The organism is Sphingobacterium siyangense, assembly GCF_023277505.1.
GTDB lineage: Bacteria > Bacteroidota > Bacteroidia > Sphingobacteriales > Sphingobacteriaceae > Sphingobacterium > Sphingobacterium siyangense.
In genome coordinates this window covers 5,207,166-5,229,176 of record NZ_CP080574.1, presented here as the reverse complement: position 1 = coordinate 5,229,176, position 22,011 = coordinate 5,207,166, and the positions used below count along the sequence as shown (strand labels likewise).

Annotated in this window: 19 protein-coding genes and 1 tRNA gene; 12 read left to right on the top strand and 8 right to left on the bottom strand. The window is 40.7% G+C overall.

What is annotated here, in order from left to right:
* Positions 1-136: 136 nt before the first annotated feature.
* The 7 genes from K2F45_RS22025 to K2F45_RS21995 form a co-directional block, all read right to left on the bottom strand.
* The gene (locus K2F45_RS22025) at positions 137-1,276 is read right to left on the bottom strand and encodes a cytochrome-c peroxidase (RefSeq protein ID WP_088162727.1); all 1,140 of its coding nucleotides are present in this window, start codon (positions 1,274-1,276) and stop codon (positions 137-139) included.
* Between the two features lie 7 nt (positions 1,277-1,283).
* Positions 1,284-1,937 carry a hypothetical protein gene (locus tag K2F45_RS22020; protein WP_157626201.1) on the bottom strand — a complete coding sequence of 218 codons (654 nt, stop codon included), beginning with the start codon at positions 1,935-1,937 and terminating at the stop codon, positions 1,284-1,286.
* Positions 1,938-1,971: 34 nt separating this feature from the next.
* A complete protein-coding gene (locus K2F45_RS22015) occupies positions 1,972-3,351 on the bottom strand; it encodes a RagB/SusD family nutrient uptake outer membrane protein (RefSeq protein ID WP_075993937.1) in 1,380 nt (459 codons plus the stop codon).
* 19 nt (positions 3,352-3,370) lie between these two features.
* Positions 3,371-6,580 (bottom strand): SusC/RagA family TonB-linked outer membrane protein, encoded by a 3,210-nt coding sequence (locus tag K2F45_RS22010; RefSeq protein ID WP_157698570.1) that lies wholly within the window; start codon positions 6,578-6,580, stop codon positions 3,371-3,373.
* 25 nt (positions 6,581-6,605) lie between these two features.
* The gene (locus tag K2F45_RS22005; RefSeq protein ID WP_075993935.1) at positions 6,606-7,622 is read right to left on the bottom strand and encodes a FecR family protein; all 1,017 of its coding nucleotides are present in this window, start codon (positions 7,620-7,622) and stop codon (positions 6,606-6,608) included.
* 49 nt (positions 7,623-7,671) lie between these two features.
* Positions 7,672-8,190 carry an RNA polymerase sigma factor gene (locus K2F45_RS22000; protein ID WP_075993934.1) on the bottom strand — a complete coding sequence of 173 codons (519 nt, stop codon included), beginning with the start codon at positions 8,188-8,190 and terminating at the stop codon, positions 7,672-7,674.
* 345 nt (positions 8,191-8,535) lie between these two features.
* Positions 8,536-8,609 (bottom strand) — tRNA-Ile (locus K2F45_RS21995).
* A gap of 89 nt (positions 8,610-8,698) precedes the next feature.
* On the opposite strand from K2F45_RS21995, the gene K2F45_RS21990 reads away from it, so the two are divergent.
* The 8 genes from K2F45_RS21990 to K2F45_RS21955 all read left to right on the top strand — a co-directional run bounded on the left by K2F45_RS21990 (position 8,699) and on the right by K2F45_RS21955 (position 16,382).
* Positions 8,699-9,331 carry an HAD family hydrolase gene (locus K2F45_RS21990; RefSeq protein WP_172840733.1) on the top strand — a complete coding sequence of 211 codons (633 nt, stop codon included), beginning with the start codon at positions 8,699-8,701 and terminating at the stop codon, positions 9,329-9,331.
* Between the two features lie 90 nt (positions 9,332-9,421).
* On the top strand, positions 9,422-9,616 hold the full coding sequence (rpsU, locus tag K2F45_RS21985; protein ID WP_046672133.1) for a 30S ribosomal protein S21: 195 nt from the start codon (positions 9,422-9,424) through the stop codon (positions 9,614-9,616).
* 101 nt (positions 9,617-9,717) lie between these two features.
* Positions 9,718-10,599, top strand: coding sequence for a tyrosine-type recombinase/integrase (locus tag K2F45_RS21980; protein ID WP_075993932.1), 882 nt, complete (start codon positions 9,718-9,720; stop codon positions 10,597-10,599).
* 14 nt (positions 10,600-10,613) lie between these two features.
* Entirely contained in the window at positions 10,614-10,973 is a 360-nt protein-coding gene (hpf, locus tag K2F45_RS21975; RefSeq protein WP_070563758.1) for a ribosome hibernation-promoting factor, HPF/YfiA family, read from the top strand.
* Positions 10,974-11,217: 244 nt separating this feature from the next.
* The gene (locus tag K2F45_RS21970) at positions 11,218-11,610 is read left to right on the top strand and encodes a DUF6686 family protein (protein ID WP_232475596.1); all 393 of its coding nucleotides are present in this window, start codon (positions 11,218-11,220) and stop codon (positions 11,608-11,610) included.
* Positions 11,611-11,984: 374 nt separating this feature from the next.
* Positions 11,985-12,512 (top strand): ferritin, encoded by a 528-nt coding sequence (locus K2F45_RS21965; RefSeq protein ID WP_075993930.1) that lies wholly within the window; start codon positions 11,985-11,987, stop codon positions 12,510-12,512.
* Positions 12,513-12,735: 223 nt separating this feature from the next.
* A complete protein-coding gene (locus K2F45_RS21960; RefSeq protein ID WP_232475595.1) occupies positions 12,736-15,414 on the top strand; it encodes a TonB-dependent receptor in 2,679 nt (892 codons plus the stop codon).
* Positions 15,411-16,382 carry an NAD(P)H-quinone oxidoreductase gene (locus tag K2F45_RS21955; RefSeq protein WP_312352184.1) on the top strand — a complete coding sequence of 324 codons (972 nt, stop codon included), beginning with the start codon at positions 15,411-15,413 and terminating at the stop codon, positions 16,380-16,382. The genes K2F45_RS21960 and K2F45_RS21955 overlap by 4 nt, the downstream gene beginning before the upstream one ends.
* On the opposite strand, the gene K2F45_RS21950 is transcribed toward K2F45_RS21955, so the two are convergent.
* Positions 16,371-17,234 (bottom strand): AraC family transcriptional regulator, encoded by an 864-nt coding sequence (locus tag K2F45_RS21950; RefSeq protein WP_075993929.1) that lies wholly within the window; start codon positions 17,232-17,234, stop codon positions 16,371-16,373. The genes K2F45_RS21955 and K2F45_RS21950 overlap by 12 nt on opposite strands.
* Positions 17,235-17,378: 144 nt before the next feature.
* On the opposite strand from K2F45_RS21950, the gene fucP reads away from it, so the two are divergent.
* The 4 genes from fucP to K2F45_RS21930 are packed head-to-tail and all read left to right on the top strand — an operon-like array spanning position 17,379 to position 22,011.
* Positions 17,379-18,644 (top strand): L-fucose:H+ symporter permease, encoded by a 1,266-nt coding sequence (gene fucP / locus K2F45_RS21945; protein WP_075993928.1) that lies wholly within the window; start codon positions 17,379-17,381, stop codon positions 18,642-18,644.
* A 10-nt stretch (positions 18,645-18,654) separates the two neighbouring features.
* A complete protein-coding gene (locus K2F45_RS21940; protein WP_075993927.1) occupies positions 18,655-18,987 on the top strand; it encodes an L-rhamnose mutarotase in 333 nt (110 codons plus the stop codon).
* A 2-nt stretch (positions 18,988-18,989) separates the two neighbouring features.
* A complete protein-coding gene (locus tag K2F45_RS21935) occupies positions 18,990-20,648 on the top strand; it encodes a UxaA family hydrolase (protein ID WP_075993926.1) in 1,659 nt (552 codons plus the stop codon).
* A gap of 49 nt (positions 20,649-20,697) precedes the next feature.
* Complete coding sequence (locus K2F45_RS21930) at positions 20,698-22,011, top strand: alpha-L-fucosidase (protein WP_075993925.1); 1,314 nt, start codon at positions 20,698-20,700, stop codon at positions 22,009-22,011.

The following is a 22,011-nucleotide window of genomic DNA, read 5'->3' as shown; positions in this document are numbered from 1 at the left end:
TTTTATGGCTTTGTGCTGCCTTCGTTTTTTACGCTGTTCATTTAAAGCGATAAGCACATGTTATTTTAAGAAGACTAGGTTGACACCTTATTTATCTTCGTATTAATGCTGGATTTCTCTTTTTATTTATTTTGGTTTATTCGGGCAATTTTGGCATCGCTATACGCTGTTGTGTACTGCTACTGATAGCCCCTAGAAATTTAAGCACAGCATTAATTTCTTCATTTGTGAGGTTCAGCTTTTTCAGCTTCGCCGAATGAATGGGTTTGGTTTTAGGATCTATCGTAACGCTACGCTGTATCGGTTCAGGATTACCGAGATTATAAAGTTGTACGACGTCCAGTAATGTTGGAAAATTACCATGGTGCATCCAAGGTCCTGTAAGGGTGATTTCCCGTAAAGAGGGCGTTCGAAATGCACCTATATCTTCCTGCTTGCCACTGATATGGTAATGTCCAAAGTCCTGCTGCCTGGTACCATATAATGTTTGACCATCATTATGGAACTGATTATCTGAAAATAACGGTGTATTGTGGCAGTTGATGCAGCGTGCTTTAGTCCGAAAAAGATGAAGCCCCCAGACCTCGTCATCCGTCATGGCATCTTTATTTCCTTTAATAAAGCGGTCAAATTTGCTGTTGTAGCTACGAATGCCGCGCTCAAAAGTTGCAATAGCCTGTTGAATGCGCGAGATACTGATCGTACTGTCTCCAAAGGCTGATTTGAACAAAGGCCTGTAACCGGCTATTGCCTGAATATGACGTACAGCTACTTCGGGAGCGGTGTTCATCTCAACGCTATCGGTCAATGGGAATAATACCTGGGCTTCCAAGGAGGGAGATCGTCCATCCCAAAAGAAAGTATGGTAGTATCCAACATTATACAAGGTCATTGCATTTCGCTTTCCTACCCGTCGATTGTGCCCATTTGCTAAGCTTTTGCCATCGCCCCAGCCCAGCTGCGGATCGTGGCAGCTTGCGCAGGCCAGCTGTTTGGTCGCTGAAAGTCTGGGATCGAAAAACAATAATTTTCCCAGCGCTGACTTTTCCTTGGAAAAGGGATTGTCCAAAGGGTATTCTACATCGGGCAGTGATCCGATATCCACAAAATTTGTTTTTACATCATCATCTAGGTGGGGAGTCGGCCATTGCCTGCTGTCGCCGGAAGCATACAATCTGCGCCATAGCGCAATATCAGGAATATCCTGATCCTGCACAAAAGCCAGCAAGATCAAGACGACTCCCAATAAACCAAATACAAGTACTCTTCGTATCATTCGTTGTTTATAGTTCTAACGCTTTGGTACTCAGTTTGTATTTACGGATTATCTTATTTGCTCCTCCGATCGCAGACTCGTTAAAATTCACTTCCAAGTCGATTACACCTTCATTTAGATCATAGGTTCCCGAGCCACTGATACCAACCTCAAAGAACTCCATATCTTTCCGTTCTTCTGCGGATTCGGTTTTCTTATAGATTTTGACCTGTTGTTCTTTTACAGTCACTTTACCAATTTTATTATTATTCTCATCTGGTAGAAATTGCAATACCTGATCGACATTTATACCAGCCGTTTTGATATTTGTTGAGCCGATTTTATCGCTGTAAAGCGTGACCATCTGGAAAAGGTTTACCCCGCTATCTGTCACAAAAGGATTGGTAAAGCCCATATAGGTTGGGTCTGTTGAAGATACCGTTGGATAGTGGGACCGGATACGTTTGCCCCATGTTTGTGTGACATCATCGAAGCGATAGATATATAGTTCGAAATAAGCATCTGTACTGGTAAATGCAGCTACGGCATTATTATCTGGTTTAGGGACATACTCGGGCTCAGGAGTCACGGTACTGTCCTTGCTACAGGACATGGTAAAAAATAAGATGCTGAAAATAGTGACGAGCTTGGATAACTTAAGGATTGCTTTTAAACTGTTCATGTGTTGTTTTATTAATTTGTGTTTTATTGAGTGATTAATAGCCGGGATTCTGTCTCATCAGTGAATTGGAGAGTACAGACTGTTGTGGAATAGGCAGTACCATATGATCATTTGGATAAGTGACATTACAGTTTGCACCAGTACAGTCATTGCGCATAACGGATTGACCTCTACGCATCAGATCCAGGTATAAGAAGCCTTCAAGACAGAGCTCACGACGACGTTCGTCAAGGATCTCCTTGATCAGCAGGTCTTTTGTGTTGAAAAGATAAGCGCCGAGCTGCGGATTCCCACGTAGTCTGATGACATTTAGGTCTGAAATAGCTTCATTAGCATAGCCAAGTTCAGCTGCCGCTTCGGCATGAATCAAATATATTTCGGAAAGACGGATCAACTTGACGCTTGTTACTGCAGTTTGTATAGTTGGATATTTAAATATTCCACCCTGAGCACGCACATCATTTTGCCCATACAAATGGAGTAGATCCTGACTTGGTCCAAACTGATAGTAGGAGTTGCCTGAATCATTGACATAATAACTACCGATTGAGTTACTGGAATAATTGCTCGGCACAGCCAATTCGAATATAGATTCTTTGGTGTTGGCCTGTTTCCAACTGTCGATATACTCAGCATTGGTATATAGCGAATAGTTCGCTTTGAGCAGTTCGGCACTTAGCTGGTAAGCTTTTTCCCAGTCGTTGCGATTTAATGCTAATCGGGCTTGGAGTGCTTTACTTGCCTGTAAGCTCATATATATTTTGGCATTGCCTTCAAATATAGCTTTGCTATTGGCAAATAAAGAATCAGCGAGGGACAGATCAGCTTGTATAAATTGATATACATCTGCCACTGTGGAGCGTGCAATCTGTGCCTCATTGGGTACAATTGTTGTTTTGGCCAATATGATGCCCGGATGTGAAGCATCTTCGGTGTAACGATAAGGCTGCGCATATAACTGCACAAGATCGAAATGAACCAATGCCCGCAGACCATAGGCCTGGGCCATTACGTTATTGCGTTCGAGTTCACTGACATTCTGCATCGCTGGGACACGCTTTATGATATTATTGATTGCATTGAGTAGCGTATACTGATAACTGTATAGACTGTTCATAGAACCATTTTCGGCATCTGTCTCAAAGGAATAAACATCCGAAAGTGTCGTTTTGCTCGCTACGGTAAACGTTAAGTTTCCGCCAAGCAGGTCTGGGTAAACCATACGCAAGCCATTGTAGTAAGTTGACTGAAATAGGTCTTCGTAAACTCCCGCCAAAGCCGATTTAGCACCCTGCATATCTGAAAAAAGCAGGTCGACCGATACTTTGTTTTCCGGTTCTTTATCTAAAAATTTTGAACAGCCCGTTGTGCCCAAAGTGACAAGAAAAGCAATACTTAGCGTCTTTATGTTCATAGCTCAAATTATTAAAGGATTAAAGTGTGGTGCGTAGGCCAATCGAAAAATTACGTGTCTCGGGATAGACAAACCTATACTCGCGGATACCGTTTCTGCCAGCGGGGCTTTTGTCTTTGAACCAGTAAAGTACATTTGTAACATTGAAGCTCAAAGCTGTCTGCCCTATGCCGATGCGCTTGGTCAATCGATCTGCCAGGCGATAGCTTAAGGATACGTTGCTCAGCTTGAGATAAGTCATGCTGTACAAATAGCGGGAGGAATTGTTGAGTGGTGAGCTTGAATTAAGTTTGGGGATTGCAGTGATATCGCCCGCATTCTGCCAACGATCCAGTAGGTTGACCGACATATTGGAGTTTGCCAGATTATTGCCATCCCGTAAGTAGGTTGTCGATGCAAACTTGTTGCCACCAAGGTTATACTGTATATTGAAGGTGAACTGAAAACCCTTCCAGCCCAGATTGTTGATGATACTTCCTTGAAAATCAGGCATCGAATTGCCTAGTAATTGGTAAGCGTTTTGACCCATTGCCCGTATTTCAGTCCGATTTAACAGCTCTCCATCTGGGGTATAGAATTGTTCCACTCCGGTGCTTGGATCTACACCGCCCCATTTGATACCCCAGAGCGAAGTTGAACTGTATCCCACACGCTGACCTATACCTACATTATCGGAGGAGTTTGCTGCATATTGTTCAATGAGTGGATTATTAAAGGAGGTCACCTTATTTCTATTCCAACCACCGATAAGGGTACTGTTCCAGGTTATCTTAGACTGTTTAAGCCATTGATAGGCAATGCTTAAATCGAGCCCTTGATTGTACATATTGCCCGAATTGACTGGCATTTTGCCATATCCTGTTTCTAATGGCACACTGATGTCTGTAATGAGATTGCGGATATTATTCCGGTAAAGGTCTAATACAAGACGCAATCTATTGAAGGCATTCAAGTCAAAACCGAAGTTGAATTTGATATTCGTTTCCCAACCTAGATCTGGATTTTCGGCAGCAGAAGAAGAGGGAGTTGCACTCATTTGCCCACCATAGGTCACGTTGTTTAAATCATAAAGCCCTCTGGAAGCATATGATCCGATCCGCGAATTCCCTGTGGTTCCGAAGCTGGCTCGAAGACGTAAGAAATCAATTGCTGCAACGGGTTGCATGAATTTTTCGTTGCTGATATTCCAGCCTAATCCAAGCGCTCCATTGAGTGCGACCTGTTTGTCGCCACCAAACATGGACGACTGATCTGCACGGCCACTCAGAGAAGCATAAAATCGCTTGTCATAGTCGTAATTCATCTGTACATAGTTGGATACTGTCGCATCCGAGATTTTAGAGGAAGACGACTGTGTCGAACTTGCGAGGCCGAGTGAGATGACCCTATCGTAAGTAAAGCCGGTACCTTGGCCCACTAATAATTTGCTGTATTGATCTTTTAGTTCTATCCCCGCAATACCAACAAAACGATGCCCGTTTTGCCATTTTGGGCTATAGGTTAACTGTAACATGGAGGTCCAGCTGTACGTCGTGCGATCGTTGATTCGGAGGCGCCCATCTTTAGCTGTGGAAGCACCGGCTATGCCTGAAAGAAAAGTTTCCTGCTTGGATTGCAGCATATTCCCGCCGATAGCTCCGCGCAGGCTTAAAAAGGGTAACAGTGCATATTGCAGTTCAATCCGTGCAGTCCCTGTAAAAGCCAAGGCTTTATCTGTATTTTCAGCCAGCGCTGCGACAGGATTCACGAGCCCTAAGAAGGTACTGTAAGTTCCGTCTTCCTTGTAGGGATTTATATTGGGAGGCATGTAAGCAGCATTTGCAAATTGGTCGAGCCCCTCACGCTGCATCAGTGTCGGCGATATAGTCGTGGTCATTTGCAGTTTATCACTAAACTGATTGTAATAACGCATGGAGCTTGTGTATTGCTTCAGTCCATTTCCCGGACTGGCATTTTGTTGATTGCGGTAGCCCATAGAGAGGTAATACGTATCGTTACCTTTTCCGCCCGAAAGTGATAGATTTACATTATCATAGCGTGCATTGCGTGAAGTCAGTCCAAACCAATCTGTATCAATGGTATTGCTACCCGCCAGACGCGTTGCTTCACTCTCGGTTTTGCCCGTATTGATATGGAACTCCCGTAGTAGCTCATAGTATTGCGGCCCGGAGAGCAATTTCATCCGATTGATAAATGTGGATACACCGGTATTGTATGACGCTGTCAACTGCGGTTTGCCGCTCCGCCCAGACTTGGTGGTGATTAAAATCACACCGTTTGCTGCATTAGCACCATAGATTGCGGTTGCGGCAGCATCCTTAAGTACCGAAATGGATTCAATATCTAACGGATTGATTCCTGCAATTGGGTTCAGCAATGTTTCGCCATTAAAAAGCGAACTGGCGTCGCCAATCTCCTGTTCTTGGACAACGACACCATCCACCACGTACAAAGGCTGCGATGAGGTTGATCGTCCAGTATTGCTTGTCAGGTTTGTCAATGTTCCCTGTCCTCGGATATGGAGCTTAACGGATGTGCCCAAGGAAGTGCTGGGTTCGACATATAATCCCGGTACCAATCCTTCCAACATCTTATCGACACTCTCTATAGGGCGATCGGCCTGTAAATCCTTTGCGCTGACGGTATAGACACTTCCGATCATCTCTTCGCGCAGTTTAGGCGCTTCGTAAGTACTGCTGACGAATACTTCTTCAAGCTGTTGATCTAAAGGTGACAGATTGATCTGCTGTACAGCGGTATCCACCTTGAAGTCGTAATTCTGATAACCTAAGTAACGTACGCCTATTCCCTCGCCGCGATTTTCGGCTGCTGTCAGTATGCGATATCGCCCTAAACTATCGGTGAAATAGGTTTTGTTTTCTTTGCGTAGCATAATAGTCGCACCGGCCATAGGTAAGCCTGTTTTGGCATCTTTCACTACACCTCTTAATTGTATGGGTTTTGGCGCCTTGCTGACGGCTATCAGATTTGAATGTTTAATCCGCTGAAAGCGCAACTGAAGCGTTGAAGCAAGTCTCGACAAATACGTATCGATATTCTCTTTTGCTGTCGGAAGTGGAACGCGTCGCTGCAGTCCGATGGATGCATCGTAGGAAAAATGTACAGCATGTTGCTGCGTCAGTAATTGAAAAGCAGTTTCCAAACTCCCTTGGTTGGAAGCATTTTGAGCTGAAACAGCGCCAGCGAATAATAGAAAAAAAGTATTCAATAAACAGGTTCGTCTTACTGTTTTTTTAATAAAGCACATAGGTATCTGTTGCTATTTTTTTTGATGACAATTCTTTTGAAAAACAAATCGCGGCGAGTGCGGTCTCAACAGGCAGCTTCTCAAAATGCCCGCTATACCGCCATCGTGCATTTGGTTTGCTGAGAGAGATGTGGATACCATAATATTGCTCCATTTTTCGCGCGACTTCAGCAAAAGAAGCATTTTGAAAATGCAAAATACCTTCTGCAAAATTATTGATCTCTGTTGGCGTAAATTTATCGAGATGGATCTCCTGATTTGTGACATACCCCTGTTGTCCTGGACTGAGTAGGGCTTGTTTGTTGTTTAATTGGTTGGTCAATTTAATTTTTCCAGAAAACAAACTGACTCTGGTATTTTTAGTGTCAGCTTGTTCTACCAAAAACTGTGTTCCTAATACTGTTACCAAGGTATTGCCTGTTTTTACAGCAAATGTGCGATCAGGCTTTTTTGCAATGTTAAAGCGTGCATCGCCATCTAGCAGGACATACATTGTATCCTTACGGAAATGTTTGGGGTATTTTAGTTTACTACCACCCATCAACGTAATCTGGCTGCCATCAGTTAGATTGACTTTAACCATTTTGCCATTTTGGGCGACGACACTGAGCCATTGTTCAGCGGAAACTGTATTTACAGCTAAAGTACGCTGAGGTGAGTCTTTGTAGAAAAACTGACGGAATGTAAATGTTCCTATGAGCAGGATTGATGCTGCGGCGATCCAGCGCCATCTCGTTGTCAGTCTTCGAGTTTTTGTAGGCACTTTGCTTTCGAGTGTCGCAAATAGTTTGTCTTTTTCAACTTGATATTCCGTTTCGGTGATATGCATTTTTAGGGTATCGAGCATCTTTCGCGCGTCTGCAACAAGATCCAATTTATCCGGATTTTCTGCGATCCATGTATCCCAAAAATGAATTTCCTGTTTATTTGCGGTTCCATTATGATAAGACACAAAACTCTCGTCACTGAGCAAATCAACGCTGTCGTTATAAATTTTTTTCATGTATATGTGAAGGTAGAGGGAGCAATTCCGTTTTTTTACCGGATTATTTTTATTTTTTTTCTTTTAAAATCTTAACAGATTCATATACAATGTTATAGATTGTACGCTGACTATTGCCTGTTTTGGAAGCGATCTGTTCATAAGACATATTTTGAAAAAACCTAAGGTCAATCACCTGTCTTTGTTTAGGTGTGAGTGATTCCAATGCTTTTGATAGACGCGCAGTGGTTTCGTTTACGGTTTCCTGTTGTATGAGTAAAGCTTCATGTGAAGGTGTATTATCATTGGGCTGATAATTTCCTGAATTTAATTTTTCATTCAATACGCGATGGTCATTCAGTACACGGCGTAGCCATGTCATTAAATAAGACTTGATATTATCAACATCGGGCAGACGGTCACGTTTTTCCCATAGTTCTAAGAAAAGATGTTGTATACCGTCTTTTACGGCCTCGCGCGAATATCCCAACATAACGCCATAAGCGAAAAGCTCTCGATATACTAAGTCATATAAGGATTCAAAAGCTTCAGAAGAACCTTTTAATGTAGCTGTCCAATATTGTTTCATGGTAAGAATGGCGCAAATCTACATTTTTATTTAGAATAATTACAAATAAGATTTTTGTTTGTATTTTTTTGAATAAATATTTCTAGAAAATGAAGGAATAGATTGGCATCTGCTATATGATTTGGCCTGTTTATTTCGTCAGATTTTTTGTACTGTTCTTAAATTGTTGACATATAGATGGCTATTTTTTTTCTTTAGCAATCATAAGGTGTGGTTACTTTTTTAATTGCTACATTATGCTCAAAAAAGAGAAGGGATTCCCTAGGTCAATTTCCTTAATAAACATGGATGTCTAAGAAACAAAAAAGTCGCTTTTCTATATAGAAAAGCGACTTTTTTGTTCTGTGCTCCCACCTGGGCTCGAACCAGGGACCAAAAGATTATGAGTCTTCTACTCTAACCGACTGAGCTATAGGAGCAGGTCTTTTGTTTTGTCAATTTAAACAGCTGTTGTGCCGTTTTGACGATGCAATTATCGATATTTGTATCGATATTTCAAAATAATTCGATGGAAAAAATTAAAAATATTGTTCTTGATTATGGGAATGTGATCTTTATGATCGACTTTGTAAAATTGAAAGATGCTTTTACTCAGTTAGGTATAGAAAATGTTGATGCCGTATTTGGACATCATGGTCAAAGTGCACTTTTTGATAATTTTGATAAAGGAAAAATTGATTCGACGCAATTTCGTGAGGGGATAAGAGAATTAACCCAAAACCCAGCACTGACGGATGCACAGATTGATACAGCCTGGAACAGTTTACTGATCGGTGTACCACAGGGTAATCATGAGATTTTAATCCAGTTGAAAGATCGATACCGTACCTTTTTGTTAAGTAACAACAATGCAATTCATTATGCTTATTGTATGAATGATATTCATGAGAAATATGGTGTTGCCGACAATGAAGGTTTTTTTGAAAAGACCTATTACTCCCATTTAGTAGGGATGCGCAAACCGGATGCGGAGATTTTTGAATTGGTTATGCAAGAGCAACAATTGGATCCGGCGGAGACTTTATTTATTGATGACAGCCCTCAACATCTGGCGACAGCAAAGCAATTGGGTTGGCATACGGCATTGTGTACGAAGGAGAAACCGCTAAGAATTTTGTTGGAAGAATTCGAATTGTTATAAAAAATAATTTTTTTTTCCTTTTTAAAAATAAATAGCTTACCTTTGTCCCACTTTAAATTTAAAAGCGGCGAAAGGAGGTATATATAACGCATGATTATCGTAAATGTAAAAGAAGGAGAATCTTTAGATAGAGCATTGAAACGTTTCAAAAAGAAATTCGAAAAAACTGGAGTTTTAAGAGAGTTGCGTTCACGTCAAGCTTACGAAAAGAGATCTGTAACTCGTCGCATTCAAGTGAAAAAAGCGATTTACAAACAATCTTTGAATCAAGATGTAGCTAACTAATTGATTCGCTGATAATTTTAAAATATAAAGGGAAAAGCATTGCTTTTCCCTTTTTTTTGTGCTTTTAAGTTTGTAATTTAAGCTATATAGCAAGGGAAAATATGTTGGAAAAGGAGTTTATTCGGTTTTTGCAGATTGAAAAAAGGTATTCAGAACATACGGTTATTGCCTATAAGCATGAGCTGGAGATGTTTCAGTCTTTTTTGGATCGTGAGGGACTGACCGTGCCGGATATCGTATACCGTGATTTACGCCATTATTTCGCGCAAATGGTAGAGTCCGGAAAAAATGCGAGTTCGGTCAACCGGAGTATGTCCTCCATGCGAACTTATTTTAAATTTTTGCAAAGAGAAGAGTGTATCGCGAAAAATCCCATGACACTCATTAAAGCGTTAAAAACTGCTAAAAAACTACCTGTAGTCGTTGAAAAGGAAAAGCTGGTGCGTTTATTGGATCAGATGGGACAGGAGCAGGATGGATTTGAATCCTGTCGCGATTATATGGTTATGGAATTGTTGTTCGGTACCGGGATTCGTTTGGCCGAATTGTTGAAAATTAAGGAGCAGGATATCGATTTTTTTAATAAAAATATTCTTATATTAGGTAAAAGGAACAAAGAACGCTTGGTTCCGATCAATAATCTTTTATTGAAAGAATTGAAAAACTATTTGCAACAAAAGGCGACGCAATTTGTTGATACTAATAACAGCTTACTAATCGTTACGAAAGAAGGAAAGCCGGCATATGCCAAGCTGATCTATGATATTGTACATCGGCAATTGACGCTGATTTCTACTCAAGGTAAGAGAAGTCCTCATATTTTGAGACATACTTTCGCAACGGCCCTGTTGGACAATGGGGCGGATTTAAATGCAATTAAAGAGCTGCTGGGGCATGCGGGGCTTGCGGCAACACAAGTGTACACGCATAACTCAGCAGAACGATTGAAGTCAATTTATAAACAAGCTCATCCAAAAGCTTAAAAAAAGGAGGAAAAATGAACATTACTGTGCAATCCATTCGATTTACTGCTGATCAAAAGCTAATCGAGTTTATCAAAAAGAAAACAGGAAAATTGGAGCAGTTTTTGGATTCCATTATTGGTGGCGAATGCTACCTGCGATTGGAAAATGTCGATGATGAGGCAAATAAAATTTCAGAAATTAAATTAAATATCCCGGGAAGCCAGCTTTTTGCGAAAGGGCAAGCGAAAAGCTTTGAGGAGGCGACAGATATTGCTGTGGAATCCTTGCGTAGACAGATTAATAAACATAAAACAAAGACAAAAAATACAGTTATCAATGGACGTAATGAAGTTCTTACCCTAGAGGAAGAAGAAGAGGAAGAATACGATTAATAACTATTAAAATATAGATGTAAATGTAGGAGGTCAGTTATAAAAACTGGCCTCTTTTTTTGTACCGCTCTAATCGTAATTGGCCAGTAAGAATCTTACGTGGATTTTCGGGGCTGTTGATCCATGTGAAATCATGAAGTATTTATTTCCATTACTCGCTGAAAGGCTTATTTATATTAAATCAAAATAATCTTCTGTTTTACTTGGATTGATTATAAATAATATTTATTTTTGATCGATTTAAATGATAAGAGAAATAGAAATGTCAAAATTGGTTTGTCCGTTAGCAAATGTTGAGGAAGTTTTTTCAACCACAGCAGGTACAGTTTATCAATGTAGCCGCAAAAATTGTTTCTGGTTGGAATATAATAATGAAACAACTTCTTTCTCGGTATCGGATTTTTTGAAGTTTAAGAAGCGTATCGATGCGATTGATGTTGAGCACATGCTTCACGACACAACACGTTCATCGGATTTTGAAGTCATTATGCCTTTCCGTACCGAAAGGTGTTTCATCTTAGCTGTAGAGGATGTCCTTCAGTTGCGCGAATTGTTAGATGGCGCTAAATTTATGATGGAACTGAATAGCGTCGTTAGAACTTGTTTGCAGGTTTCGCCATTTGCAGTTTTTGCATAAGGCTATACATATAAACGAATTGAAAAAAGCGGTGTACGTCTGTGATGTACACCGCTTTTTGTTTGGAAAGACCTTATTTAATTTTAATTTAAATAAGTGTCAATGAGGCCGCCCGCTGGTTTTATTGACATTCAATGATTTTTAGGCCTTTAAGCCACTTATTGTTTTAATTTATCGCTTATTGAAAGTATCAATATTACGTATTTGTAATTGTATTGATTCTAAACAAGTTGCGGTTTCCATGTCTAATTTAGACTGAATTTGTATTGCATATTCTTGATACAGATTTTGAAGATCTACTGTATCTTTGTAGTGTAATCAGGTGATAATGTGTTTCACCTGTTGATATTTTAGAAATTAAACTTAAGGTAAATATGAAAGATTTATTGAAATTAAAATCTTCTTTGAAAGAAGAGATCGAAAATATATTGAATGCACAGATTAAAGTTGAAGCTCATTCTTCAGCCTTATATTTGGCAATGTCTTCATGGTGTGATGATCAAGGTTTGGAAAATGCTTCAGAATTTTTTGCGAAGCAATCCAACGAAGAGCGTGAGCACATGTTGAAGCTTTTCAATTATATCAACAACCGCGGTGGTCGTGCAATTTCTCCGGAAGTTACAGGTATCCCTCAAGATTTTGAATCGTTCCGTGGCGTTTTTGAACAAACATTGGAACAAGAGATGTTTGTTACTGAACAGTTCAACAACATCGCCGATAAATGTGCTAAAGCGAAGGATTATGTTACTTTTAATTTTGTACAATGGTTCTTGGAAGAGCAAGTAGAAGAGGAGTTTGTTGCAAGACGTATCCTTGAGTTGTTCGATGTGATTGGTGAAGACGGTACTGGTCGTTGGGAAATTGACAAACACCTCGTTAAGGTTGCCTTTGCGGGTGAATAATAAATTGTAAAAAATAGTGTAAAAAACGAGCTGTTGAGAAAACAGCTCGTTTTTTTATATACAAAATCACAACTTTTTACGTTAATAGCTTAAGAATTCTTATATTGAATTGTATTATTGCAAAGTCTATTTGATGGAACTAAGGGGCGGGAATATTATCCGGTTAGTACTTTTTTTAGCTATAACGAACTTGTTTTTTTTACCCAAAAGCGCTTTAGGGCAGGTGTCAAAAAAAGAAGTTTATGGAATTGTTGTAGATACTGCAGGAAGGCCCTTAAATGGCGTCAGTGTTCATCTGACGAGTTCTCGCGATACCTTGTTCTCATCCACTTCCGCAACAGGTTATTTTCATTTTAGTCGTGTACTCGGTAATGATATTCGTATTAGCTGTAGCCAGCTGGGCTTAAGTATATTGGAGCGTAGTTATCCGTTATATAATAGCACGACAGCTAAATTGGATGTCGGAAAATTGACCATGTTTCCCCATGTATCTCTTTTAAAAGAAGTTGTTGTACTGAAATATAAACCCATTGTATATAAGCAGGATACTGTTCAATTTAACCTAGATGCCTTTCAATTTGATCGTCGGGCACTCTTAGAAGAGGCTCTTAAAGCATTGCCCAATATACAGGTCTCCCGTGATGGTTCTGTCTATGCCTTCGGTAAGCCCATATCCTCTGTTAAGGTGGATGGAAAAAAATTCTTTGGTGGCGATGTGCTCACTGCTACACGTAACCTTCCTGCAGATTTTGTGAAAAGTGTACAGGTTATTGATTTTTATGGTGATGAGGCGACCGCAAAAGGAATTAAAAGTGCAGAATCTGAGAAAGTCCTGAATATCGTGCTCAAAGATGATAAGAAGAAAATTACTTTTGGTCAAGCCACGCTTGGCGGTGGTTCGGTAGATCGTTATTTGGGGAGTGCTGGGCTGAATCGTTTCAATGACGGTAAAGAGTACTCTGTTATCGCATCGGTGAATAATACGAATACCAATCTCTTTTCTTTCGGCTCTCCCAATGGAGGGGAGCGGGAACGGGAAATGGGCGAGCTAGCCGACTTTGCGGATCCAACGGATGGGGTCAATAAAATCGGATCTGTCGGGGGGAGTTTCTCTAGTCCACTTTCTAAAACGGTAACAGCAAGCGGTAAATATTCCTTTACGCAGCGCAATAATTATATCCAGGGAAATTCCTTATTACAATCGATATATGGATACGGCAAAGCAGCGAATAATTTGATTAGTAATTATGAAGACTACAAGATAAAATCAATCGATCGTATACATAAAATGGACTGGGATTTTGATATGAAGCTGTCGCCCAAAGATCAGCTTAAAATATCACCCAAACTATCTTGGACCAATTCGACCAGCAATACGTTAAAAGATAGAAGGATTCAAAATAATCGGTTGAGCAGTACGGGAAACTATGGCGCGGCCAATAGTACAGAAAGTCCTGCAGCGGCTTTAGATCTTTTTTACGTGCGAAGTTTTACTAAACCGGGGCGGAAAGTACTTTATACATTGCATACGGATTTTAATTCCCTGGATAAAGATGAGGAAGTGCGCGATTTTAATAGAGCGATCGACAGTAGCACGAATGTGCCAAAAATAACAGAGACTTATCTGAATCAAATGGTCCGTTCCAGCAATGAAAATAAAAATATCCAAAGTCGGTTGTCGTTGGTGGAGCCTGTTGATTTAGGTGGTACCTTGGAGATTAATTACGATTTCGACTATACCAAAATTGATGCTCGCCGCTCCACTTTTGATAATAACAATAATTTTAACAACGGCCCCATACTGGTAGACTCCCTTAGTTTGAAGTACGACTATTCCTTTGCTAGCAATAAAGTCGGCATGATTTATCGGCAAGATTTAAGCGAGAAAGTGAAAGTGAACTTCGGTTTTGCTGTTCAGCCTTCCGAATTAACGGGAAGTTCAACGGACAAACTGATAAAAACCTCCTATTCAAATGTTAACCTCGTGCCTTCTGCTGGATTGAAATGGAAGTTTACCAAAGAAGAGGATCTTTCCATGGACTATTATGGACGTAATAACCAGCCTAGCTTCTATCAGATACAGCCTGTGGTGGATAATACCAACACACAAAATATTGTGATCGGAAATAAGGATTTGAAATCCGAATTTGCACATAGTATTGTTTCAAAGTATCGGAAGTCCATTACACGAAGAGGGCAATATTTAGAAGCGAGTCTGGCTTTTAATTTGGTAAATGACAAGATTGTAGCAAACCGGACAATTGAACCTAATTCAACGATACAGAAAACGACCTATCGCAATACAGAAGGTTATTATGATATTAAAAGCTATTATTTGTTTACAGCTTCTTTATTGTCGGATAATTTGCAGATGAGCTTGAATGGTAATGCAGATTATTACAACAATATTTCCTATGTCAATGATAAAAAGAGCTTTGGTGGACACTTTTTGTTTACGCAGGCTCTTCAATTCCGCTATACCTGGAGTGATATCTTTGAAGCCGAATTAAATGGAAACTATTCTTTAAACAGGGCGACATTTGACTGGCCTGTACAAGACAATATCACGGCACATTCAGGGATTGTTGGGTTGGGATCTAAAGCTTATTTAGGGAAACATTTTACCATGGGACTTGAGCTTTCTCAAAAATTTAATGCGGGTTATTCGAGCTCATGGAACAATATTAATCCGACGATAATCAATGCCTATATGGAATATACTTTTGGAAGGAATAACTTGGGGATGTTGAGATTTCAGGGATTCGATCTGATGAATCAGAATACTGGTATTTCACGTGCCGTGGTGGGAAATGATATTTTAGATGTTCGGAACAATCGCCTGGCTCGTTATTTTATGCTTTCGCTCAATATAAGATTACAGAAATACCCGAAAAAATCATGATGAAAGCCGTCATTATTACTGAACCGGGGGGACCGGAAGTTTTGGAAGTCCGTGATGTGGAGATGCCGCAGATCGGTGAACTTGAAGTTTTGGTGGAAGTAAAGGCTGCAGGAGTGAATAGACCTGATGTCTTTCAGCGTAAAGGTAACTATCCGGCACCAGCCGGTGTAGATGGGCGAATACCGGGATTGGAAATAGCAGGGATTGTAGTCGCTAAAGGTAAGGATGTGGTCGATTGGGCTATTGGTGATCGTGTATGTGCGCTTGTTGCCGGTGGTGGCTATGCTTCCTATGCGAAAGTCTATCAGGGACATTGTTTACCTATTCCCGACCATTTGGGTTTTGCGGAGGCAGCCTCGCTGCCCGAGAGCGTTTTTACAGTCTGGGACAATGTCTTTCGAAGGGGTAAGTTGCAGGCCGACGATCATTTTTTAGTGCACGGTGGTGCTGGAGGGATTGGTAGTACGGCCATTCAGTTAGCGACCTTGTTTGGTGCGGTAGTATATACGACAGTCAGCTCATCTGAAAAGGCTAGCTTTTGTAAATCATTGGGAGCCAGTAAAACAATAAATTATAAAACGGAGGATTTTCTGGAGGCGCTGAAGCCTTTGGGAGTTGATGTTATTTTAGATAGTATTGGCGGATCATATTTTGAGAAAAATATCAATCTATTGAACCCTGATGGTCGATTGGTTTACATTAATGCGATGGAAAGCGCAAGAGTCGAGTTAAACTTGCTCAAATTAATGCAGAAACGGATTGTTCTAACGGGAAGTACGCTGCGGGCGAGAGACCGTGAATTTAAGCAAGTGCTACGGGATGATATCTGGTCTCAAGTATGGCCGAAGCTCAGCGTTGGCGATTTCAAACCTACCTTATACCGCGTGCTTCCTTTTGCGGAGGCTGCTGAAGCCCATCGATTGATGGAAGATTCAAGCTTATTGGGTAAAATTGTCTTAAGTTTTTGATCGCTGAAAGCTGAGCGGTGTAGTGCCAGTTACATTTTTGAAGTATTTATGGAAGCTCGAAAAGTTTTGAAAACCTGATTCAAAGCAGATCTGCTTCACCGTCTGTTTGTTTTCTATTAATAAATTGCAGGCTGTCTTCACACGCATTTCGATCAGAAACTGAAAGAGTGTTTTTCCGATTTGTGATTTGAAATAGCGGCAGAAAGAATTGGGCGTCATTCCCGTTAGGGAAGCAAGTTCCTGCAGCCGTATCTGGTCGCGATAATTTTCACCGATATATTGCATGGCAATCTGCATTCGGTTGGCGTCCTGATCTTGCAGCTGGATGGTAAAAGTGGGGCTCGTTAACAGATCATGTTGTTCTTCGGCCGAAATAAATTGTAAGATTTCTAATAAATGAATAATACGTGTGGTACCTGTTGCTGCCAAGATAGCGTCAATTAATTGCACAGTTTTTAGTCGGCTGCTCTCCAATAATGAAATGCCTCTTTTGGATACGCGTATAAGGTCTTTGATGGATTTATTTTCAGGTAAATTAATGAAATCATTTCCCCAAAAGTTTTCCTTAAAATGAATTACACGAATATCTGCGCTTTCTGCTCCTTCCTCTTGAAGATAAATTTCGTCAAATAACCAATAGTGAGGCAGGTTTGAACCAACAAGGGTAATATCGCCTGATTCAAAGCGCCGGACACTATCGCCAATAAATTGGGTGCCTGAGCCTTTGGCAAAATAAATTAATTCCAGTTCTTCATGGTAATGCCAAAGATTATGGTATTGGGGCGTATTGTCTCTTCTCGCGTTGAACGAATGCTCAAGATTGCTATTTAAATGAAGCAGCTGTGCTTTCATAATTATGAAATATATGCAGTAAAGTTACATAATTCAGTTTAGCTATGGTAATATAGCTTAATAATTTGATAATATACTTGAATATTGTCTAGCATTTTTAAGCTTATTTTACATTAAATAACTACTTATAACCATTTGAAAAATATGACGAATAAAAAGAGTTACGCATTTGCCTTGATTTTGGTGACATCCTTGTTCTTTTTTTGGGGATTTATTCATAACCTTGATCCAATCTTAATTCCGCATTTGAGGAATTCGTTTAGTTTATCCCATTTTCAGGCTTCCTTAGTCGATTCGGCTGTATTTATCGCTTATTTTGTGATGGCGATTCCTGCTGGAATTATCATGAAAAGATACGGCTATAAAGCTGGTATTCTGATCGGATTGATCTTTTTTGCCATTGGCTGTTTTCTTTTTGTACCTGCGGCCAATACGATAAGTTATGTTTTCTTTTTGGGGGCATTGTTCGTTGTAGCCTGTGGTCTTACCATTCTGGAAACCGCTGCAAATCCGTATGTAGCGATTTTGGGAGATCCAGCTTCGTCGGCGCAAAGACTAAATTTTGCGCAGTCTTTTAATGGGTTAGCAGCCTTTGTTGCTCCGATTTTTGGGGGAAAATTTATTTTATCCCATGAACCCAAATCACAGGAAGAACTGGCGCAAATGGCTGAGCAGGCAAAGATGGCGTATATTCAGTCGGAAACAGCTGCTGTGAAATTGCCTTATGTGGTACTGGGGATATTGATCTTATTGATTGCTGCGTTGTTTTTCTTTACCAGATTACCTGATATCAAAGATGCTGAGGAAGAAGGTAGAGCCGGTTTTTTCCACGCATTGCGTCATAAAAATGTGCGTTGGGCAGTGGTGGCTCAATTTTTCTATGTGGGAGCGCAAGTTTGTATTTTAAGCTTCCTTGTATTATATGCAACAGAAGCTGCCGGAATATCGGGTAAGGATGGTGCCGATTATGCTGGGTTCGCTGGATTGGCTTTTATGTTGGGCCGGTTTATCGGTACATTTTTTATGCGTTTTGTATCAGCATCCAAGCTCTTGATCATCTATTCCGCTATAGCGATCGTTCTATCCCTATTTGTCATTTTCGGATCGGGTATTCAGACCCTTTATGCGCTGATTGGCATTGCATTCTTTATGTCCATTATGTTTCCGACAATATTCGCGTTTGGTGTACAAGGTATTGGTGCCGATACCAAATCTGCTTCTAGTTTGATCGTCATGTCTATTGTAGGTGGTGCTTTATTGCCTCCAATATTGGGTTTTATCTCCGATAAAACGGGACATTTCCAATACGGCTATTTTGTACCATTGGTTTGTTTTATTGTTGTCTTATTGTTTGCTTTCCAAAATAGAAATGTCAGTATTGCGGAAACAGAAAATCTTAAATCACATTAATTAGTTAGTAATGAAAAGATATGTCATGGCCTTGGATCTTGTGGACGATCCACAATTGATCAAGGAATATGAGGATTACCACCGTGAAGTGTGGCCGGAAATAAAACGCTCGATTCTGGAGGCAGGTATTCTGCAGATGGAGATCTATCGTTTTGAAAATAGATTGTTTATGAACATGGAGGTGGGTGAAGATTTTTCGTTTGAGAAAAAATCAGCTATGGATGCTGCCAATGAAAAAGTTCAGGAATGGGAACAGCTGATGTGGAAATATCAGACGGCTATTCCGGGGGCAAAGCCAGGAGAGAAATGGGTAATGATGACAAAAATATTTGAATTAGTATAATTATGGCTATACAGCGCTATTTACAGATCCATCCAATGGATAATGTCCTTGTTGCATTACAGGACTTGGCTGAGGGAACAACAATTGTTTTTGAAGGTAAGGAATTTACATTAAAGCAAGCTGTTGCTGCCAAACATAAATTCACGATCCAGCCAATGGAACAAGATACAGAGATATTGATGTATGGTGTTCTGGTAGGGAAATTGAATACTCCTTTAGCTGAAGGGGAACTTATTACCACCGAAAACTTGCGCCATGCGTCGGAAGATTTTAGAATGGGCAACCGTAAGACAGCTTGGACAAAACCTGATGTTGCTGCATTTAAAGATAAAACGTTCAATGGATTTCACCGTTCAAATGGGACTGTTGGAACGGCCAATTACTGGTTGGTTATTCCGTTAGTTTTTTGCGAAAACAGAAATGTATTGACCTTGAAAGCTGCTTTTGAGGAGAAGCTGGGCTATAAAGTAAAAGCAAATAATTACGTTTCCGAGGTCGAAGATCTCATCGGCTTATATAAGTCTGGTGCTGATGTAAATGCGATCCTTAGTCAGGATCTGCTTGCTAATTCGACTTCCAGTGAGCAGGAACGCCTATTCAAAAATGTCGATGGAATCAAGTTTTTGAATCATGAGATGGGATGCGGTGGAACGCGTATGGATTCGGATGCATTATGCGGTCTTTTGGCTGGCTATATTACCCATCCGAATGTTGCGGGGGCAACCGTATTGAGTTTAGGATGCCAGCATGCGCAGGCTTCTATTCTGAAGGCGGAAATTGAAAAGCGAAGCCCTGGTTTTGATCGCCCGCTATATATTTTCGAGCAGCAGAAAGAAGGAACTGAAAAGGAACTTATGCAAAAGGCTATTAAAGCAACTTTTGCGGGGATGATGCAAGCTGATAAAAATGAGCGCAAACCAGCCACATTGGACAAATTGTGTATTGGACTGGAATGTGGTGGCTCGGACGGATTCTCGGGTATCTCTGCCAATCCTGCGCTCGGTTTTGTGTCGGATATTTTGGTGACTTTAGGCGGATCGGTGATTCTGGCGGAGTTCCCTGAATTATGTGGCGTGGAACAGGAGTTGAGTGATCGTTGTATCGATGAGCCAACTGCGGAGCGTTTTATGTCGCTGATGCGTACTTACAATGCAAAAGCCGAGGCTGATGGCTCGGGTTTCTATATGAATCCTTCTCCGGGAAATATTCGTGATGGCTTAATTACTGACGCGATTAAGTCTGCAGGAGCAGCCAAAAAAGGAGGAACCTCACCTGTTGCAGCAGTGATTGATTATCCTGAATTGGCCAACGGTCCGGGGTTAAACTTATTATGTACTCCAGGTAATGATGTGGAAAGTACCACTGCAGAGGTGGCCGCAGGTGCCAATATCGTCTTGTTTACGACTGGCCTAGGTACACCCACGGGTAACCCGATTACACCGGTTGTGAAACTTTCAACAAATACCAAAACTTTTGAGAAAATGCCCGATATCCTGGATCTGAACTGTGGTACCATTATCGAAGGTACAGAGACTATTGAGGAAGTTGCACATCGTATTTTGGATTATGTGATAGAAGTTGCTTCCGGTGAAGTGCAACCAAAAGCGGTGTTGTTGGGGCAAGACGATTTCATTCCATGGCGTAGAGGTGTTTCATTGTAGTTGAGTATAATGAGTTTATTGAAAATCCATGACAACTAATTATTTACATATGAAACTTAAACATGTAATCTGTGGTTTGGCCTTGCTGATGGGATCTGTATCCGCGAGCTATAGCCAGCAACATTATCAACCGAGTCCCGAAAATTTAAAAAATAGGGAATGGTTTGAACAATCTCGGTTTGGTGTTTTTATCCATTGGGGGGTATATAGTGTGCTGGGAGATGGTGAATGGGTCATGAATAACCAAAATATCAGTTTGGATGAATATGCATTGCTGCCTAAATTTTTCAATCCAATTTCCTTCAATGCGAAAGAATGGGCGAAGTTATTTAAACAGGCCGGAGCAAAGTATATCACCTTTACTACCAGGCATCATGATGGGTTTTCGATGTGGGATAGCCAGATTTCGGATTATAACGTGGTGAAGAAATCGCCCTTCAAACGCGATATTGTGAAAGAGTTGGTGGAAGCTTGCCATGCTGAAGGGATAAAAGTGATGTTCTACTATTCACTTTTGGATTGGCACCGGGATGATTATCTACCCGTTGGTAAAACGGGCGGCGGCATTGCGGGCCGCGATTCAACAAAAGGGGATTGGAATCATTATGTCCAGTTTATGAAAAGCCAATTAACGGAGCTGTTGAGCAATTATGGCAACATCGATGGGATTTGGTTTGATGGTCATTGGGACAAGCCCAATGAAGATTGGCATTTCAAAGAAATCTATGAATTGATTCATAAGTTACAGCCACAATGTTTGGTGGGTAACAATCACCATTTGGCACCATTTGAAGGTGAAGATTTTCAGATGTTCGAACGTGATTTACCTGGGGAGAATACCACTGGGTTCGGCACGAAAGCACATGATGTTGGGATATTACCGAAGGAAGTATGTGGAACAATTGCTGGATCGTGGGGATTTGAACTGAAAGATCGGACACGAAAATCTTTTCAGGAAGTGCTGAAATACCTGGTCAAGGCAGCTGGTCATGGCTCCAATTTATTGCTCAATGTAGGTCCAATGCCGAACGGTGAGATTCAGGACTATCAACAGGAGCGTTTGAAAGAACTTGGAAAATGGCTATCGCTTTATGGTGAAACAATCTATGGAACAGAGGGGGGAGCGGTGTCGCCAACAGACGATTATGCGTTGACAAAAAAAGGAAACCAGGTGTATCTACATGTGTTTAAAACGGATAAAAAGGAATTGTTGATCAATAACCTGCCTTATCAAGTGAAAAAAGTAAGCACATTTATCGGAAAGAAAGAGATTAAGTTTAGTCATAAGAACAATAGTCTACGCGTGGATTTGCCAACATCGACAGATGAAGCAGATTTGGTATTGACATTAACAATTAAATAA

What these genes read in the sequence shown, in the direction of transcription:
- K2F45_RS21970 (WP_232475596.1), top strand. Translation starts at nt 11,218, where the DNA reads ATGATAAGAGAAATAGAAATGTCAAAATTGGTTTGTCCGTTAGCAAAT.
- K2F45_RS21965 (WP_075993930.1), top strand. Translation starts at nt 11,985, where the DNA reads ATGAAAGATTTATTGAAATTAAAATCTTCTTTGAAAGAAGAGATCGAA.
- K2F45_RS22005 (WP_075993935.1), bottom strand. Translation starts at nt 7,622, where the DNA reads ATGAAAAAAATTTATAACGACAGCGTTGATTTGCTCAGTGACGAGAGT.
- K2F45_RS22015 (WP_075993937.1), bottom strand. Translation starts at nt 3,351, where the DNA reads ATGAACATAAAGACGCTAAGTATTGCTTTTCTTGTCACTTTGGGCACA.
- K2F45_RS22020 (WP_157626201.1), bottom strand. Translation starts at nt 1,937, where the DNA reads ATGAACAGTTTAAAAGCAATCCTTAAGTTATCCAAGCTCGTCACTATT.
- K2F45_RS21935 (WP_075993926.1), top strand. Translation starts at nt 18,990, where the DNA reads ATGGCTATACAGCGCTATTTACAGATCCATCCAATGGATAATGTCCTT.
- rpsU (WP_046672133.1), top strand. Translation starts at nt 9,422, where the DNA reads ATGATTATCGTAAATGTAAAAGAAGGAGAATCTTTAGATAGAGCATTG.
- fucP (WP_075993928.1), top strand. Translation starts at nt 17,379, where the DNA reads ATGACGAATAAAAAGAGTTACGCATTTGCCTTGATTTTGGTGACATCC.
- K2F45_RS21955 (WP_312352184.1), top strand. Translation starts at nt 15,411, where the DNA reads ATGATGAAAGCCGTCATTATTACTGAACCGGGGGGACCGGAAGTTTTG.
- K2F45_RS22000 (WP_075993934.1), bottom strand. Translation starts at nt 8,190, where the DNA reads ATGAAACAATATTGGACAGCTACATTAAAAGGTTCTTCTGAAGCTTTT.
- hpf (WP_070563758.1), top strand. Translation starts at nt 10,614, where the DNA reads ATGAACATTACTGTGCAATCCATTCGATTTACTGCTGATCAAAAGCTA.
- K2F45_RS21980 (WP_075993932.1), top strand. Translation starts at nt 9,718, where the DNA reads ATGTTGGAAAAGGAGTTTATTCGGTTTTTGCAGATTGAAAAAAGGTAT.
- K2F45_RS21930 (WP_075993925.1), top strand. Translation starts at nt 20,698, where the DNA reads ATGAAACTTAAACATGTAATCTGTGGTTTGGCCTTGCTGATGGGATCT.
- K2F45_RS21950 (WP_075993929.1), bottom strand. Translation starts at nt 17,234, where the DNA reads ATGAAAGCACAGCTGCTTCATTTAAATAGCAATCTTGAGCATTCGTTC.
- K2F45_RS21940 (WP_075993927.1), top strand. Translation starts at nt 18,655, where the DNA reads ATGAAAAGATATGTCATGGCCTTGGATCTTGTGGACGATCCACAATTG.
- K2F45_RS21990 (WP_172840733.1), top strand. Translation starts at nt 8,699, where the DNA reads ATGGAAAAAATTAAAAATATTGTTCTTGATTATGGGAATGTGATCTTT.
- K2F45_RS22025 (WP_088162727.1), bottom strand. Translation starts at nt 1,276, where the DNA reads ATGATACGAAGAGTACTTGTATTTGGTTTATTGGGAGTCGTCTTGATC.